Genomic DNA, 16,775 nt, shown 5'->3' on the forward strand with positions numbered 1-16,775 from the left:
CATCATCGCGGTATAGCGAATTTTTTCCGCTCATCTACTATCAGTTCATTGCACGATATATCGAGATAAAAGATATATCTCAATTGAGCTTTGTCTTGATCAGAACAGGCAGCCGAAGAGCCGCCACGTATCCGATACCTGTAGCGATGACTGATAGAGAGAACCCTACAATGCAGCACATCAATGAGATTGTCGGCCAGCCCCCTTTTAACGTGACCCGGGCCAGCCATGTCGTCCTGAACGTACGGGACCTTGAAGCAAGTAAACATTTTTATCGCGAACTGGTAGGTCTGGTCGTCAGCGATGAAGATGCCTCTACCGTCTGGCTCCGTGGGCTGGAAGAACGCGGTCACCACAGTCTGGTGCTGCGTAAGAGTACGCAGCCGGGCTGTGCTCGCATCGGCATGCGGGTTCATAGCGAAGACGACGTAAAACGAGCAATGGATTATTTCAGCGCACAAGGTGCCAACGCCGAACTGGTGGATGTCCCCTGGCAGGGACTCACGCTGCACGTCAGCGACAGTATTGGCGTGCCGCTGGAGTTTTGCGCGACCATGGAGCCACGCGAGCGGATGTTTAAACAGTACGATCGCTATCGTGGCGCCTGCGCCCAGCGTCTCGATCATTATCAGCTGCAGGCCAGCGACGTGCGCACCGCATTTGATTTCTATCAGCGCCTGGGATTTCGCACCAGCGAATACACCTGGTCGACGCTGGCTGATGAAGAGCAGCTGTGGGGCGTGTGGATGCAGCGCAAAGGCAACCCGCACGATATCGTCTTTACTAACGGGGTTGGCCCCCGTCTGCATCACTTCGCCTATACCATCCCGGATACCAACGACATGATCCGCGCCTGCGACGTGGCAGGCGCATTGGGCTACGCGCCGCAGCTGGAGCGCGGCCCCGGACGCCACGGCATCAGCGGCGCGCTGTTTATCTATTTTCGTGACCCTGACGGCCACCGCATCGAGTTGTTCAACACCCACTACCAGCACATCGACCCGGAACCCGCCGTCGGCTGGGATCTGGCGGATCCGAAACGGGCCGATCAGTGGGGACTCCCGGCGCAAAATAAATGGTTTACCGAGGCCACCACCTTTGTCGGCGTAACGCCACAGCCTCCTCGGCTGCGGGTTGACCCGCCCGATCTGGAGCGCTTTCTGGCCATGGCGAACGACGCCTGACATTGCACATCGTCACACGCTGTACCTCAACGCTCCCGGCGCCGCACGCGGCCTGTGAGCAAACTTAACAGCATCCAGGAGTACGATTGTGGCTACATTTTTTCAAAATGCTTATCTCAGAATTCTGGTGACCTACGCGCTCGGTGTCATGGCGGCGATGACCGTCAGTGAAGCGGTCACCGAACTGGGCGCCATTGCACAAGCGTTTCATCTCGACGGGCACGGCCAGGTGGGGCTTATCATGTCGCTCCCTTCTTTAATGGTCGCTCTCGGGGCGCTGCTGGCGGGCTATACCGTCGACCGTTTCGGCGACCGCGTAGTGCTGCTGATTGGCGCGGTGGTGATTGTCGCCGGCGACCTGCTGGTGATTGCTGCCCCCACCTTTAAGCTGCTGTTGCTCTGCCGGGCAATTACCGGCGTGGGCTACGTCCTGACTGCGGTTGCCGCCGTGACGCTGCTTATTCGGATCACCACCGGCAAACAGCGGACCATGGCGATGGCCCTGTGGTCTACCTTTGTCCCGGCCAGTTTTCTGCTGCCGTTTTTGTCGGCGGGTCTTGCCGAACACTTTGGCAGCTGGCGGGCAGCGTTCCTGGCTCACTCCATCCTGACTCTGCTGCTGGTCGTGCTGGCACAGTTCTGCCTGCCACGACGTAGTGCGGAAGAAAAAATCATGTTCTCTCGTACCCGTGGCCTGCGCGAAGTCCTCAAAAGCCCGCTGCCGTGGCTGCTGGGGATCTCCTTCGGTGCCGATGCGTTTTTGCAAACGGGCGTCATCACGACCCTCGCACCGTGGCTGGCGAAAAACTACGGCGTGGATGTGCTGATGGTATCGCGCTGGAACGTGGTGGCGATGGTGTGTAACGGTATCGGCTGTCTGATGGTGGGCGCCCTGCTCAACCGCGGCGTCCGGGCAACGCGTATCGGCGCGCTGGGCATCGTACTCACCGGTATTCCCGCGCTGGTTATTTTCAGCCTGCAGCTGGGGCTGTGGCCATCGCTGGTGGCATCCTGGGTCTTTACTTTCGGCAGCGGGCTGCTGGTAGGGATGTGGGCGCTGGCTCCGGTGGTTGCTCCTTCACGCGACAGCATTGGCGCCACCAGCGGGCTTATCACTCAGTTGACGCTAATTGGCGTGTTCCTTGGGCCGCCGCTGTTTTTCCATGCGCTTCAGAATCAAACCGGCCATTCGCTGTCGCTGCTGGTTCTGGTGGGGCTGGCGGTCTGTCTGGTCGGCATTCCCGTCTGGCTGCGCGACCCGAACCATAAACCCGTCGTTGAACATCGCGCCCCGGACGGCGCAGGCATCAACAAATCGTCCGTGAACTGACTATGACAGGCCAGCTGGCCTGCTGATAACACAATCTGAGGAAGTTATTATGTTGGATATCGTCATTATTGGTGCCGGTCCGGCAGGGCTGGCTGCGGCCCTGCGTCTGCACCAGCAGGGATTTAAACCGCGTTTATTTGAAGCCGTTCAGGAAATTAAGCCTCTGGGCGTCGGGGTAGATATTAAACCTTACGCGGTGAAAGAACTGACGGAGCTGGGTCTGTACGACGCCTTCTGTGAGATCTCCGTCGAAGCCCAGGAGTCGATTTTTTACACCGGTTACGGCCAGCAGATTTTCGCCGAACAGTGCGGTCGGCATATGGGGTATGAACACGATCAGCGCTTCGTGCATCGCGGCCACCTGCAAATGATGCTCTATCGTGCGGTACAGGAGCGGCTGGGGCCCGATGCGATTACCCTCGGCTGCCGCTGCCTGAGCTTTACCCAGGATGAACATGGCGTAACCGTGACGTTTGATAACAGCCTGAACCCGGCAGCCCCGCAGCAGGTGCGGGCCGATGTGATGATCGGCGTTGACGGGATCCGTTCTGTCGTTCGCAGCCAACTGCTCCCGGCGTCTCAACGTAGCCATTTTTCCGGCCTGACGCTGTATCGCGGCGTCACCGTGATGCCGCCAGTCAAAACCGGCGGATCGATTTTACACATCGGCGATCCGATTCGTCAGGGCACGCTTATCGTCTACCCGATCCAGGACAACGTCGATGGTCAGGGCAATCAGCTGGTCAACTGGGTGATTGAGCAAGCCGAAAAACCGCAAAGCGAAGAAGACTGGAACCAGGAAACCGGCGTCAAAGAGATTGAGCATGTTTTCGATGATTGTCAGCTCGGTTTCCTGGACGTCAGCGAAATGATCCGTCAGGCACGGGAGTGCTACCTCTTCCCGCTGATCGACCACGATCCGCTCACCCAGTGGTCGTTCGGCCGCATCACCCTATTAGGCGACGCCGCTCATGCCATGTATCCGCGCGGCGGCAACAGCGTGTGTCAGGCATTTGTTGACGCTCGCGTGCTGGCAGAGAAGCTCAGCGCCGTGAACAACCCGGTCGAGGCGCTGCGGGCCTACGAAGAAGAACGCCGCGATAAAGTCAACTGGCTGGTACTGGCTTCGCGCGGTGAAGGCCCGGAGGTGGTTCGGCGGATCGTCGAAGAGCGCAGCGGCGGAAAACCGTTTGACGATATCGAGGCGATTTTTCCTCACGAAGAAGCGCTGGCGATTTTTAGCGAATACCACGCGAAAGCCGGAATGCGTATTCCCGGGAGTAAAGAGAGCGTCACCCCCGGTAAATATCAGTCCGTTTTTGCCACCGCGCAGAAATAACACAACACAACACTAATACGACATCAAAAACAAAAGGAAAGTACACATGAGTAAAATTATCGATGCCAACATGCACTGGCTGCCAGGCGATCTGTTTTCCGACGCAAAACTGCTGAACGCCTTTCTGGACTGCGTCCCGAAACAGTACGGGGTACATACCCGGGTGGAACAAATTGAAGGCAAACCGCTGCGTCAGCTGATCATCGAACAGCCGAAAGGCTACGTGAACCTGAACTATGCCGAAGGCCAGTACACCCTCGAAAGCCAGCTGGCCGATATGGAAAAAGCCGGGGTTGATCACGCCATTTTCCGTCTCCCGGTATGGCAGGAGTGGTTAGATCTGGAAACCTGTAAAAAGGTCAACGACCGGATGGCCGAATACGTTAAACGCAGCGGCGGGAAAATGTCAGCGCTGGCGGTTGTTCCACCGTGGGGCACCGAAGATTGCCTGCGTGAGGTGGACCGCTGTCTGAATCAGCTCGGCTTCCGTGGCGCACAGATTGTCGCCCACTACGGGCAGATTTATCTCGACGATCCGGCCTTCCGCCCTTACCTGAGCTACCTGAACTCGCTGGAAGTCCCGGTCGTGGTTCACCATACCCCGCTGCCGGTGGACTTTAACTCCGTGTTGCCGTACACCAACCAGCGCCGCCAGTTCGGACGCTGCATTGACCAGGCCACCGCCGTCGGTCGCGAGCTGTTCAGCGGTATGTTTGATGAGCTGCCGAACCTGCGCTTTATCCACTCTATGCTGGGGGGCGCGTTCTATGCCTTCGCGGATATGCTGGTGCCGCCGCAGCATCAGTTTAACGATGCGGTCGATCGTTTCCAGACCGGTACCGGTAACCTGCGCGCCCAGTTAAGCAACAACATCTTCTTTGATACGTCCGGCGCGCCGCAGTGGGGCAAAGCTCAGCTGGAAGCTGCGGTGAAGGTGATCGGCGGGAAAAACATTCTCTACGGCAGCTCCTACCCGATCCGCAAAGACTGGTTCTTCCAGGGGGTGGACACGATTCAGAGTCTGGATATTTCAGCGGAAGATAAAGCCAATATTCTCGGCGGTAACGCCGCGCGGATGTTCCATCTCGACTAACGAAATCAGCCCCGGTAAGCGTCAGATTACCGGGGCCAAAGAAAGAGAGAAACCGGCAGACCTCTGCCGGTTTTTTTACGTCCGCTGCCAGCGGATATCGAGCGTTTCGCGCACCGCTGCTTCCGCCAGATGGCGCTCCAGAATGGTTTCCATCTCGGCGAGATCGTCCATTTCCGTGGCGCTCAGCGTAATTTGCAAAACGTTATCCTGCACATCCAGACGGACTTCACCAATGCTCAGCCTGAACTGTCCGCTGTTCTCATCGCTGACAACCGGCGTACGATGCTGAAAATGGCTGCACAGCCGGCGCATAAACCGCGGGGCGTTGGGAGTATTAATGCAGGCGATGCTGGAATGCACGCCTTCAGTTGGCGTCGGCGTGGTCAGCAGATGTTCAATACGCTCGGCGGCCAGATGAATCGCCTGCGCCAGACTATCCACCATACCGGCGGGCAGCGGCTCATATTTCATCCGCAGACTGAGCGCCCGTTTCAGATGATCCATGGCCTCCACCAGGACCGGCGGCGATTGACGATTCGCCTGCGGTGCAACCCGCGACTTAAGCATATCCATAACCGACTGGTTGGCCGTCAGCCACGCCTGTCCTTCTTCGGTAATGCTGTAACGCTTGCGGCCACCCTTTTCCAGATCGATAACCGCATAGTTGCGGTCGTACAGCCAGGTCAGGGTTGGATAGATAACCCCGGGGCTGGGCTTATACAGGCCGCCAAAACGTTCTTTAATGTCATGAATCAGTTCGTATCCATGGCTCGGCTGTTCAGACAGCATCGCCAGGAGCAGCACGCGTAGCTCACCGTAATCGAATACCCGCCCACGACGCCCGGTCTGCCCCGCATTCTGCGGGACAGTCGGGGTATCATTACCGGCGGATTTTTTTCCGGAGCGTTGTGTTTGTTCCATCGTCGACTCCTTTATCATCCACTGCAACATAACTAAACTTTAAATATATCTTAAAGAGATGGCGCAGGCCTGAATTTTGTTCGCGAACGGAATAAGAGCGGAAAAAGCGGAGAATCGGTCGGTAACAATCGATTAAAGAACGGCGATGAAATCGCACTGAACGCGGATATTACCGCTCAGCACCGCGTCGATAGCGTACCTGGCCGGACGTGATGCCGGGTCAGGGAAATAGCGGACCCAGTGGCGATTTACCGTTTCGCGTTCGTTTTTGTCTACCATCAGCAGCGTCAGGCGAGCAATATTGTCCAGCGTGCCACCGGCGTCCTCGATCAGCGTCTTGATATGGGCAAACATGAGCGCGCACTGGGCATCGATATCGTCCGGCACCTGCCGGGTATGCGGATCCCGGCCATATATCACGCCGGAAAAAACCATATTGCCAATCCGACTGGCGGCGGGAACGGGATTGGCGTGAACAAAGGCCTCGCTATAAATACTGGTTCTGTTGCTCATGTTACTCTCCTGTCAGGATCTGCCGCCTGGCAGATCCTTGTTGTGATGAAGTTATGATGAAATAACGTTTAATATTCACTGTCCGGCATCATAGCGCCGAATTTATAAACCAGTCGCAGACGTTCAGCATGATAATCGCCGGTCACCGGCGACGGTGAGTCAATATAATCAAATTCAAATTCGGCATGTAATCGCGGGGTCAGGTTATAGCCTAAAATCATAAACCCGGCGTTAATATCCTTAGCAGCTATCGGATAATAAATCCCGCTGGAATCTTTTAAATCCAACCGCGTATAGCCTAATACCGCCAGCGCATTTTGATTATGATAAACGTAGCGCAGCGCCAGCGCATCGCCGGGCTGATTGCTGGTAATCATTGATGCCAGCGGCTGCCCGGCTTCAATGGGCGTGGTGTCATAAATACCGAAGTTATACGGTGCAAAATAGGCACCATTTAAAAACGCACCGTCTTTGCTGGGGACATGAGTAGCAATGACCGAGAAACTATGATTACGTGAGCGAATACCCAGTCGCGCGGAATAAAGGTCGGTATCGATATTTTTATACGGCCAGGCCTGGTCGGAGGTATCCCATTCATGCAAATACTGGGCGCCGAAAAACGGCGTCCATTCGCCGAGGCTGAGCGCATGCACCGGCAGTTCGCTGCCAACAAACGCCATCTGCGCGCGCTTATCAAAATGATAATACCAGGCTTCGGCCTGGGCATCATACAGATGACCGTAGCGCAGACCAAAGGTGGAGAAACCATCGCTGTCGACCGAGGGGATCGTCGTATCGTCAACCTCCGGTGCCCCGGTATCCCCTTTGCCAAAGGTATCCGAACTAAACGGCTTGAAGCGATAAATCCGGTAGCCGTAGAGCTTTAATGACGCTTTATCAAGAAGAGTATAATCGCCGCCAACGCCCTCATATAAAGCCGGAATCATCGTGCGGCCCTCGCCACCGTTGGCGAAAGGCGTGTCGAGCGCAATTCGTCCGCCCTGCAGATTAAACCCATATCCGCGATAGCGCAGATAGGCCTTGCCCAGAACATTGACATTGTCCGCCGGTAAATAGCCTTCCGTTTTCTCGCTATTATCAGGGTTGAGACCTAAATTCCACGATGCATAATCGGCGACGCCAAAGCTAAAGCCATAAAACTCCGGGCTGACATACTGAATATCACCACCAAAAGCATGCGTTTGTTTATCCGCAACGGTGCCGTTAAATTCTTTAAAAAACTGCATGGTTTTGACTTCGCCATAAATATTACCTTGCGAAAGCCAGTCGTTAAATGAATCAGAGTCAGTGCCTGCGGATACCGTATTTGCATAACAACTCCCGCACATCAACGCCAGCGGAAATAACGCCATCGTTGAGACTCTGAATGAACAGTTTAATTCCATTGCCAGATAACCTCATTGTAGGAGACAGAGATATTTTTTTATTTACCGCTCAGAGCCTGTTCGATGAGGCCCTTATAAAATGGCGCGTCAGTGCGCCCACCCGCGCCATGCACAATGCGTACGACGACGGGTGATATAAACAGAGATAAAACTGCAAGACTTATTCGGAAATTTGCGCCAGTAATGCTTTGCCGTAATCATTGCCATTCGGAATACGCGTAATCGTATGGATGTGAAAACGCGCCGGCTGTTCATTGGTCAGCCACATGCCGCTATGGTGATCGAATTCCAGCATCACCACCGGGCTTTGAATACGATAATAAAAGACATCATCATCGCCGCAACCGCCAATCCAACACCACCAGGTTTCCTCCAGATACTGCGCAATTAAGGCCAGTCGGTGCTGTCGCGGGCCGTCGGGTAAGAAATCGAGAAAACAGGCAATCGTCGCCATCAGCTTTTCGCGCTGTTCTGGATTCAACTCCGCCACACAAATCCCCTCATAAGGAATAATGCGGTTATCCTGAAATGCCCCGCCAAGATGGCGCTGATCGGCGAAATTAAAGCGTTCTGGTGGCATCGCCGGATCTTCCATCTGTTGGAAAATCGTCGCCCGCCTCTGCTGATGCGGGGTCAATGCCTGCATTAACGCCAGACCGCAGCGCTCCTCGTCGGTAAACAGCGTCGCGTCGCTTTCATCACCGCGATCGATAACGTTCGGCTCCACGCCCATAAACGTTGGCGCGATGGTCAGCTGGCGTCCGACGATAAAGCAGCAGAACGCAACATGATGGCCGTAAATATTCCAGCCCCAGGGCTTATCGCTGGAAGGCTCGCCGAACAGCATGAAATGAAAGCTCCAGCGGTTCATGATGTTGTTCAGATCGTACAGTTCGCCAAGAAAATGGTTGGCATCCATCAGGCGAGTGACTTTACGAAATCCCTGCTCGCTGGTGCAGGCGTGCAGCAATCCGAGAAACGCCTCGCGCGTTGCCTGGCCGGTCTCTTCGAGGCGCACGCCGTAGTCATTGAACGGAATTTCCGGGTTATACCAGGCCCGCCACTGCGGCGCATCCATCGGCTGACAGACGCGCTGACGCTGCGCCGGATCCAGCGTGATCAGCAGCGCCGTAGCGGCAGCGACCGCCTCGTCGACGGCAAAACCCTCATCGACTCGCGGGAATAGTCCATCGCGTACCGTACCGTTAGTGGTGATCCCGCGAAACGTTTCATCCAGACTGGCCTGCCACTGTGCCTGTAGCGCGCGGGCTTTATCCGTCGCCAGCATCCTGGCGCCGTAGGTAGCCACATCAACGTTACGCGCGGCCAGAATACGCGGCGCGTCGGCGGGCAGAAGATAATCACGAAAAGGATGGCGGCTCATCATGCCTCCCACACAGCGGCATCATCTTCAGCCACCACGCGATGCTCAATCGCGCCCAGGCCATCGATGGTCAAATGCATCAGGTCGCCCGGCTGCAGGAAGCGACCGGTCGGGGCGCCAATCCCGGACGGTGTGCCGGTGGCCAGCACATCACCCGGCTCCAGCGTCATGACCGAGGAAAGGTACTCAATTTGTTGATAAATATTGTAAATCATATCGCCGGTTGATGCATGCTGGCGCCGTTCACCGTTTACCGTCAGCGTCATTTGCAGCGCCAGCGGGTCGGCAATTTCATCACCGGTCGTCAGCCACGGCCCGAGCGGCCCATGTGTATCGAATGATTTTCCGAGCGTGAATGTCGGTGATTTTTTCAGCCAGTCGCGAGCGGAAAGATCGTTGACGATCAGATAGCCGGCAATGACCGCTTTTGCCTCCTGGGCGCAAACGTGGCGACAGCGGCGACCAATGACCACGCCGAGCTCGATTTCATAATCCATCTGTTCGCTGACGCGCGGCTTAACGACCGGGTCAAAGGGGCCGTTGATGCAGGAAACCTGCTTGTTAAACCACATTTGCGACTGCGGAATTACGATCCCGGCCTGGCGTGCCTCTTCGGCATGCTGGCGGTAGTTCATGCCGATGCCGAGAAACTTTTGCGGATCGTTAATCGGAGCTTCCAGACGAACCTCTTCCAGCGCAATAGCCGGCCCGGTTGCCCGTTCAAGCCGCGTCCGCAGCGCCGGCAAACCGCAGAGCAACTGGCGCATCGAATGACCAATACCGGTAATTTCTGACAAATCGATAACCGTAGAATCGACCACTTTGCCAAGCCGGGTTTGTCCGTGATGGGTGTAGCGCACGAGCTTCATAACACTCCTTCTTACGCCGCAAAGGGCGTCATTTGTGAAAGCACAATCTGCCAGCCCTGCGAGGAACGACGCAGAACCAGCGTGGAATAACCGTGGCGCGCCCTTTCAGCACCATCGTGCAACGAGCGGACAATATTGCGCGTTTCGCCGCTGATAATGGCGATATCACCCAGCAGTCGAATGTCCGGGGTTGGCCGGTCGATAGCCACAAATCCCCCCATTTTCACCACATGTTCGAGAAACTCATCCTTACCGTGAACCATCCCGGTGCTGTGAATATGGATAAGATCGTCGGCCAGTAGTCCCGCCAGACACTGGCGGTCGCCAGCCACGAGGGCCTGCTGACGCTGGGATTCGAGCGCCAGCAGGGCCAGAATATCCGCGTTCATAGCAGCCCCTCGTAGGAACCGCCGTCGAGCTGGAGGTTTTGTCCGGAAATATAGGAAGCCTGCTCGCTACATAAGAAAGCGCAGGCTGCCGCGAACTCTTCCGGGCGACCAAAACGCCCGGCGGCGATCGTCGCTTCATTGCGGCGCCGCGCCTCTTCAAGGCCGATCCCCTCTTTGTCCATCAACCGTTGCAGCATAAATGCCTGGCGCGGGGTATCAATCCGCTCCGGAAGCAGGTTATTGATAGTGACATTGTCGGCCACCACCTCGCGGCTGATGGCTTTGCAAATGGCCGTCAGCGCCGTGCGCGCCGAAGTCGATAGCCCCATCATGTAGTGCGGTGCTTTGACCATGGCCGAGGTGATATTGACGATCCGCCCGAAGCGCTGCGCCTGCATCGCCGGCAGCCAGGCGCGGATCAGCTGCACCGCCGGAATAAAATTGGCTGCCATCGCCGCCAGCAGCGCCTCCTCGTGCCAGTCGGCTAGCGCTCCGGGCTGGGGACCGGCGTTATTCGTCACCAGAATGTCGATGTTCGGCCAGGCCGCCAGGATCGCCGCGCGCCCCGCCGGTTGCGTCAGGTCGGCGACGATACTCGTGACGGCTATTTGCGGGAAGCGCTGGCGCAGCGCCGATGCCGCCCCTGCCAGCTTCTCTTCATGACGTCCGTTGAGGGTTACGTTCACCCCTTCTGCCGCCAGCGCCGTCGCGCAGGCCAGCCCCAGCCCTTGCGATGAGGCACAGATAAAGGCCTGTTTTCCGGCAATCCCCAGATCCATTGTCCGCTCCTGAATGTTAATCATTGGTAAAATAATGTACATATATTGATATATCTCAAATTACGATATGTCTAGATATCAACCAGAGGATTAGATGAAAGTCGGAGATGGCTCACGAAAGAAGCGATTATCGACGGGAGACGCCAGGCGTTGCAGCCAGACAGGCGCAGGTATCCCGGCCTTGTCTTACGCACTCTGGCGAGAGATGACAGGAGAACGCGCCGATGTGGCGCGACGGGAGAAGGTTGGCGCGAAGGTGCGCTAGCTAAGCTGCGTCAGCTGTTGTTGAATTTCATCGAGAAACAGCGGCAGCGCGCTGGGCTGGTAGTCGCGCGATAAGTAGATACCGTATACGCTCAGCGCTTTCGGGGTCCATGCCGGCAATACCGGCTTCAGCGCCCCGCTGTTAAGGGCGCGCTGCGCCTCCAGCTCCGGCAGCATCGCGATACCGCAGCCGGCCACCGCCGCTTCCAGCAGTAACGAGGAGATCCCGGCGCTCAGATTCCCGGAGACCGCCACCGCGACAGCCTCACCCTGCGGGTCAGTAAACTGCCAGGTCGGGGCGGCAAAATGGCTGTAATGCAGGCAGTTATGTGCACCCAGTTCCGCTGGCGTTTGCGGCTGGCCGTGCAGCTGTAGCCAGCGGGGTGACGCACACAGAACCGAGCGACAGACGCCCAGGCGACGAGCGATGGCCCCCGGTTCAGGGTTGTCGGTGATTCGAATGGCAACATCAATTCGCTCGCCAATCAGACTCACCGGATGGTTATTGATATCCAGTTCGAGACGCAGCTGCGGATAGCGGGCGAGAAAATCGGGTAACAGCGGCGAAATCAACTGCATGGCGGTAAAGTGGGCGCAGGCGACACGCAGCGTCCCGCTGGGTACTGCGCGTTCGGTCTGCCCGGCAATCTCGTCAGACAGCTGGGTCAGGCTGCGGGTTTTTTGCAGCACTTTCTCCCCGGCGGTGGTTAAGGTTAATTTGCGCGTTGAACGGTGTATCAGACGGGTTCCCGCCCAGTGCTCCATCTGTTCCAGATAGCGGCTGACCATCGGTCGCGACATCCCCAGCGCACGGGCTGCGGCACTGAGGCTACCCAGCTCGCAGATCCGCATATAGACCTGCGCGGCAATAATCCTGTCCATTTATCCCTTCCATCTGCACGTTTTATGAAACTCAGCATCTCTTTTTTCAGGAATTTTCGCAAATCAGGAAATCCGTACAATGGCGCTATTCACCTGACACTGAGAAAACAATCATGAAATTAACTGCCCTTGCCGTTGCGACCGCGCTGTTCAGCACCGCCACTTTCGCCGCCCCTTTAACTTTGCAGACCTACAATCCGCAGGATAAAGGTATCTTCGCCGTGAACTCGACCCTGGCCTCCGGCCCGCACGAAGCAGTACTGTTTGATGCGCAATTTAGCGTCAAAGATGGGGAAAAACTGGTCGAGATGATCCGTAAAAGCGGCAAAAAACTGACCCGCATTGTAATCACTTCCGGCGACCCGGATTTTTATTTTGGCCTCGAACCGCTGGTAAAGGCCTTCCCGCAAGCAAAAGTTGTTGCCACCTCTGAGGTGGTCAACCACATCAATGCCACCAAATCCGCGAAGCTGGCGTTCTGGGGCCCGCAGATGAAAGATGGCGCCCCGAAACAGCTTTATACTCCGCAGGTGATGGCCGCGAATACCTTCACCATCGACGGCGAGAACGTTGAAATCCGCCAGCCGCAAAACTACGCGGCGTTCGTCTGGATCCCGGCAAACAAAACCATCCTCGGCGGCACCGGCGTGGCCTGGGGTATGCACGTGTGGACGGCCGATACCCAAAGTGCCGAAAGCCGTTTGCAGTGGCGTAAAACGCTTGAGGATATGGCCGCTCTTCATCCACAGCAGGTTATTCCCGGCCACTATCTCGGAACACCACCGGCCGGCGATCGTGCAATAACCTTTACCCGCGACTATTTGCAGCAGTTTGAGCAGGCGCTGAAAACGCATAAAGATTCCGCAGGGGTCATTACCGACATGAAGCAACGCTGGCCAAACCTGGCAGAAGAGAGTTCGCTGGCGCTCAGCGCTAAAGTGAACACCGGCGAGATGAAATGGTAACCGCAGATTATTCCTGATTGAGGGTGATGGATTTGCCATTGGTGGGAAAATAGACCACGATAGATAGCACGGTCGCGTTAGCGCACCGTTCTTAGGGTAACATTTCGTCCGGTAGCGCCGGGCTTGTCCTTGAAACAGAACTGGATTAAGGAGTAAGAATGAAATCGAACCACCAGGCACGTCATCTTCTCGGTCTGAACTATAAGCTGTCCCAGCAGAAAAAAGTGGTGCTGGACGGCGATGTTGAAACGACAATCAACCATGCCCACGCCACCGGCCGTAAACGCCGCGCGGGTTAACTTCTCACCTGAGTGATGATAAAAACACCGTCCTTTCGCCAGGATGGTGTTTTTTTAATACAATTTACCCTCTTTGATAACATCTGCTTTATACTCCTTCCCGCTGTATTCCCTGCTAGCCCGCACGCTTATCGCCGCGCCCGGTCTGAAGTGAACATCAAGGAGTTAGTGCGATGCAATTCACCCATAAAAAAAACCGTTCTCTGTATATCCCCTACGCTGGTCCCGTTCTGCTCGAATTCCCTCTTCTCAACAAAGGTAGCGCCTTCAGCATCGAAGAGCGCAGCAGCTTTAACCTGCTCGGTCTGCTGCCAGAAGTTGTTGAAACAATTGAAGAACAAGCTGAACGTGCCTGGATCCAGTATCAGGGGTTTAAAACTGAGATCGATAAACACATTTACCTGCGCAACATTCAGGACACCAACGAAACCCTGTTTTATCGTCTGATTGGCAACCATCTCGATGAGATGATGCCGGTCATTTACACCCCGACCGTCGGCGCCGCCTGTGAGCGTTTCTCGGAGATCTACCGGCGCTCACGCGGGGTATTCATTTCCTATCAGAACCGACACAACCTCGACGATATCCTGCAAAACGTCCCCAACCACAACGTCAAAGTGATCGTTGTTACCGACGGGGAACGTATTCTCGGCCTTGGCGACCAGGGCATTGGCGGCATGGGTATCCCGATTGGCAAGCTGTCTCTGTACACCACCTGCGGCGGTATCAGCCCGGCCTACACGCTGCCGATCGTGCTGGACGTGGGAACCAACAACCAGCAGCTACTCGACGACCCGCTGTATATGGGCTGGCGTCACCCGCGCATTACCGACGACGAGTACTATCAGTTTGTCGATGACGTCATCCAGGCGATTAAACACCGTTGGCCGGACGTGCTCCTGCAGTTTGAAGATTTCGCGCAGAAAAACGCCATGCCGCTGCTTAACCGCTATCGCAATGAGATTTGCTCATTCAATGACGATATCCAGGGCACCGCCTCGGTAACCGTGGGTACGCTGATTGCCGCCAGCCGCGGAGCGGGCAGTCAGCTTAGCGAGCAGAAAATCGTCTTCCTTGGCGCGGGTTCTGCCGGCTGCGGGATTGCCGAGCAGATTATCGCCCAAATCCAACGCGAAGGGCTGAGCGAAGAGGAAGCGCGTCAGCGCGTGTTCATGGTTGACCGTTTCGGCCTGCTGACAGACGCCATGCCGAACCTGCTGCCGTTCCAGAACAAGCTGGTCCAGAAGCGCGAAAACCTACAGCAGTGGGATACCACCAACGATGTGCTTTCCCTGCTGGACGTTGTGCGTAACGTGAAACCGAATATCCTGATCGGTGTCTCCGGCCAGCCGGGCCTGTTCACCGAAGAGATTATTCGCGAGATGCATAAGCACTGCTCGCGCCCAATCGTGATGCCGCTGTCGAACCCAACGTCCCGTGTGGAAGCCACGCCGCAAAATATTCTCAGCTGGACTGACGGTGAAGCGCTGGTTGCCACCGGCAGCCCGTTTGCACCGGTGACGCTGAAAGGCAAGCAGTACGTTATAGCCCAGTGCAACAACTCCTATATCTTCCCCGGTATCGGCCTTGGCGTCATCGCCTCCGGCGCGTCGCGGGTCACCGACGACATGCTGATGGCAGCAAGTGAGACGCTGGCGAAGCACTCGCCGCTGGTTAACAACGGCGAAGGCCCGGTCCTGCCGGAGCTTAAAGATATCCAGACCGTTTCGCGCGCCATCGCTTTTGCGGTCGGTAAGGTTGCTCAGGAGCAAGGTGTGGCGGTGAAAACCTCCGCCGAAGCGCTGCTGCAGGCGATAAGCGATAACTTCTGGCTGCCGGAGTACCGCAACTACCGCCGGACATCAATCTGATTGTTCGCTGTACTCGTTCGCTGAACTTAACGGGCCTGCATGCAGGCCTGTTATATCTGACCCGCCCTAGCCTTCTTTTTGCTCAAGGCCATTACTGGCCTGTTGTGCGGATAAATGAGAATCTTATGCCGTGCTATTAATAGCTGTTCCTGATAGTCGAACGTTTAAAGGGAACACATTTCGCGTTGTGCTATCTGAACAATCGCCGAACCAATCACAATCACCCGTCGAACTCAGCGATGCCAATAATGCTGAGAAATACCGCGCTCTGTGGTACTCATATCAACTGCCCCCGATACTCTAAATCAATCTGACAAGGCACACCGTCTGAGTAAATCCCCGCACAGGAACAAGCAGTAAACGCCAATTTTAAATCTTGCAGAATCTGTTCCGTTGCTGCCGTAAGCTCAGGTGGAATATTGATCGACAACAACCGCCGATGGACATAGTAAACACCATCATTGTCCGTCTCAGGCTTGGTTTTTAGCTCCCTGGTCTCAAGTGACAGCAGCGTACCGCGCCAAAAATAGTCCCAAATTTGCTTTCCGGTTCGTCCAGGTTTATCGGCAGTGTAATCGCTGTAGATATAAAAGAGCCTTAACCACACGGCTTCTTCACGATCGATAGTCCACTGGAAATTTGGGGTATGCAAACCGTTCATACGTCGATTCACCGTGTCTAAATCATAACGTTGCCAATCATCATCTGAGATCATTTCATTAACAAAAGCCATTTCATTATCCCTTGTCGCAGTTTTCCGTTTTATGCGCTTATCGAGGGGTAAGCATAAAAAACCGTTATTCTTAATATCATTAATTTTATTGCCACCTTCATCCTGGATATTTTGTTTTTGCTGCGACTCATTACGATGCAAAATATAAATGAAAATATGGCAAGTGGCCCTCCAGCCAATCCATGACTATATATTCACACCTACATTAAAGTCTCCAGAAATAAATTTTCGGCATAAAACGCAACGGGTAAGAATGAGTTCCCTCGCTTTCATATTCCACATCTATATAAAGTTGATAGATCATCATTATGCTGCGTTCATCGTATCGCTACAGGACTGGATAACATAACGATAAATATTCAGGTTAAAATTTATGAAAATAGAAGCGCTCCGTAAGGCTATTTTCATTGGGAATATACCCTCAACGTAGTTGCCCCTTAATACCCGGCTAAAGTCCCTCTGTCATCACTTGCGTCAGCAGGTCGTCATCCGACGCTACTGCCACAACCGCGACCCCACTATCTTTAGTCACTAGCCAAAACGCCGCCCGGGCT

General features: G+C 55.4%; 16 protein-coding genes. 7 read left to right on the forward strand and 9 right to left on the reverse strand.

The annotated features are described in order from the left end of the window. Window positions 1–170 precede the first annotated feature (170 nt). From hpaD to ACMYSK_RS06655, 4 genes are all read left to right on the forward strand, one after another. Window positions 171–1,184, forward strand: a complete 1,014-nt coding sequence (hpaD, locus tag ACMYSK_RS06640; protein WP_434641214.1) for a 3,4-dihydroxyphenylacetate 2,3-dioxygenase — start codon at window positions 171–173, stop codon at window positions 1,182–1,184. Between the two features lie 88 nt (window positions 1,185–1,272). Then, entirely contained in the window at window positions 1,273–2,514 is a 1,242-nt protein-coding gene (locus ACMYSK_RS06645) for an MFS transporter (protein ID WP_434641216.1), read from the forward strand. Window positions 2,515–2,563: 49 nt separating this feature from the next. Continuing rightward, complete coding sequence (locus ACMYSK_RS06650) at window positions 2,564–3,853, forward strand: FAD-dependent monooxygenase (protein WP_434641217.1); 1,290 nt, start codon at window positions 2,564–2,566, stop codon at window positions 3,851–3,853. Window positions 3,854–3,899: 46 nt separating this feature from the next. Further along, window positions 3,900–4,946: an amidohydrolase family protein gene (locus ACMYSK_RS06655; RefSeq protein WP_434641219.1), complete on the forward strand. Its 1,047-nt coding sequence runs from the start codon at window positions 3,900–3,902 to the stop codon at window positions 4,944–4,946. 75 nt (window positions 4,947–5,021) lie between these two features. Here ACMYSK_RS06655 and ACMYSK_RS06660 read toward each other — a convergent pair whose 3' ends face one another. The 8 genes from ACMYSK_RS06660 to ACMYSK_RS06695 all read right to left on the reverse strand — a co-directional run bounded on the left by ACMYSK_RS06660 (window position 5,022) and on the right by ACMYSK_RS06695 (window position 12,353). Beyond that, complete coding sequence (locus tag ACMYSK_RS06660) at window positions 5,022–5,867, reverse strand: DUF2218 domain-containing protein (RefSeq protein WP_434641221.1); 846 nt, start codon at window positions 5,865–5,867, stop codon at window positions 5,022–5,024. Between the two features lie 132 nt (window positions 5,868–5,999). Next, window positions 6,000–6,380, reverse strand: coding sequence for a RidA family protein (locus tag ACMYSK_RS06665; RefSeq protein ID WP_434641222.1), 381 nt, complete (start codon window positions 6,378–6,380; stop codon window positions 6,000–6,002). A gap of 68 nt (window positions 6,381–6,448) precedes the next feature. Next, window positions 6,449–7,627, reverse strand: coding sequence for a hypothetical protein (locus ACMYSK_RS06670; RefSeq protein WP_434641224.1), 1,179 nt, complete (start codon window positions 7,625–7,627; stop codon window positions 6,449–6,451). Window positions 7,628–7,946: 319 nt separating this feature from the next. After that, window positions 7,947–9,173, reverse strand: a complete 1,227-nt coding sequence (locus ACMYSK_RS06675) for a DUF3500 domain-containing protein (protein WP_434641226.1) — start codon at window positions 9,171–9,173, stop codon at window positions 7,947–7,949. Next, window positions 9,170–10,039, reverse strand: a complete 870-nt coding sequence (locus ACMYSK_RS06680; protein WP_434641228.1) for a fumarylacetoacetate hydrolase family protein — start codon at window positions 10,037–10,039, stop codon at window positions 9,170–9,172. Before ACMYSK_RS06680 ends, ACMYSK_RS06675 begins: the two co-directional genes overlap by 4 nt. 11 nt (window positions 10,040–10,050) lie before the next feature. Beyond that, window positions 10,051–10,428 carry a nuclear transport factor 2 family protein gene (locus ACMYSK_RS06685; protein WP_434641230.1) on the reverse strand — a complete coding sequence of 126 codons (378 nt, stop codon included), beginning with the start codon at window positions 10,426–10,428 and terminating at the stop codon, window positions 10,051–10,053. Further along, entirely contained in the window at window positions 10,425–11,207 is a 783-nt protein-coding gene (locus ACMYSK_RS06690; RefSeq protein WP_434641231.1) for an SDR family oxidoreductase, read from the reverse strand. The genes ACMYSK_RS06685 and ACMYSK_RS06690 overlap by 4 nt, the downstream gene beginning before the upstream one ends. Before the next feature lie 261 nt (window positions 11,208–11,468). Then, the gene (locus tag ACMYSK_RS06695; RefSeq protein ID WP_434641233.1) at window positions 11,469–12,353 is read right to left on the reverse strand and encodes a LysR family transcriptional regulator; all 885 of its coding nucleotides are present in this window, start codon (window positions 12,351–12,353) and stop codon (window positions 11,469–11,471) included. Between the two features lie 113 nt (window positions 12,354–12,466). On the opposite strand from ACMYSK_RS06695, the gene ACMYSK_RS06700 reads away from it, so the two are divergent. The 3 genes from ACMYSK_RS06700 to ACMYSK_RS06710 all read left to right on the forward strand — a co-directional run bounded on the left by ACMYSK_RS06700 (window position 12,467) and on the right by ACMYSK_RS06710 (window position 15,488). Beyond that, window positions 12,467–13,318 (forward strand): Vmh family MBL fold metallo-hydrolase, encoded by an 852-nt coding sequence (locus ACMYSK_RS06700; RefSeq protein ID WP_434641235.1) that lies wholly within the window; start codon window positions 12,467–12,469, stop codon window positions 13,316–13,318. A gap of 158 nt (window positions 13,319–13,476) precedes the next feature. Further along, a complete protein-coding gene (gene sra / locus ACMYSK_RS06705; protein WP_004861775.1) occupies window positions 13,477–13,617 on the forward strand; it encodes a stationary-phase-induced ribosome-associated protein in 141 nt (46 codons plus the stop codon). Between the two features lie 173 nt (window positions 13,618–13,790). Continuing rightward, entirely contained in the window at window positions 13,791–15,488 is a 1,698-nt protein-coding gene (locus ACMYSK_RS06710; protein WP_434641237.1) for an NAD-dependent malic enzyme, read from the forward strand. A gap of 277 nt (window positions 15,489–15,765) precedes the next feature. On the opposite strand, the gene ACMYSK_RS06715 is transcribed toward ACMYSK_RS06710, so the two are convergent. Continuing rightward, window positions 15,766–16,221 (reverse strand): hypothetical protein, encoded by a 456-nt coding sequence (locus ACMYSK_RS06715; RefSeq protein WP_434641239.1) that lies wholly within the window; start codon window positions 16,219–16,221, stop codon window positions 15,766–15,768. Window positions 16,222–16,775 lie beyond the last annotated feature (554 nt).

The sequence above is a fragment of the Klebsiella sp. I138 genome (genome assembly GCF_051131765.1).
Taxonomy (GTDB): Bacteria; Pseudomonadota; Gammaproteobacteria; order Enterobacterales; family Enterobacteriaceae; genus Klebsiella.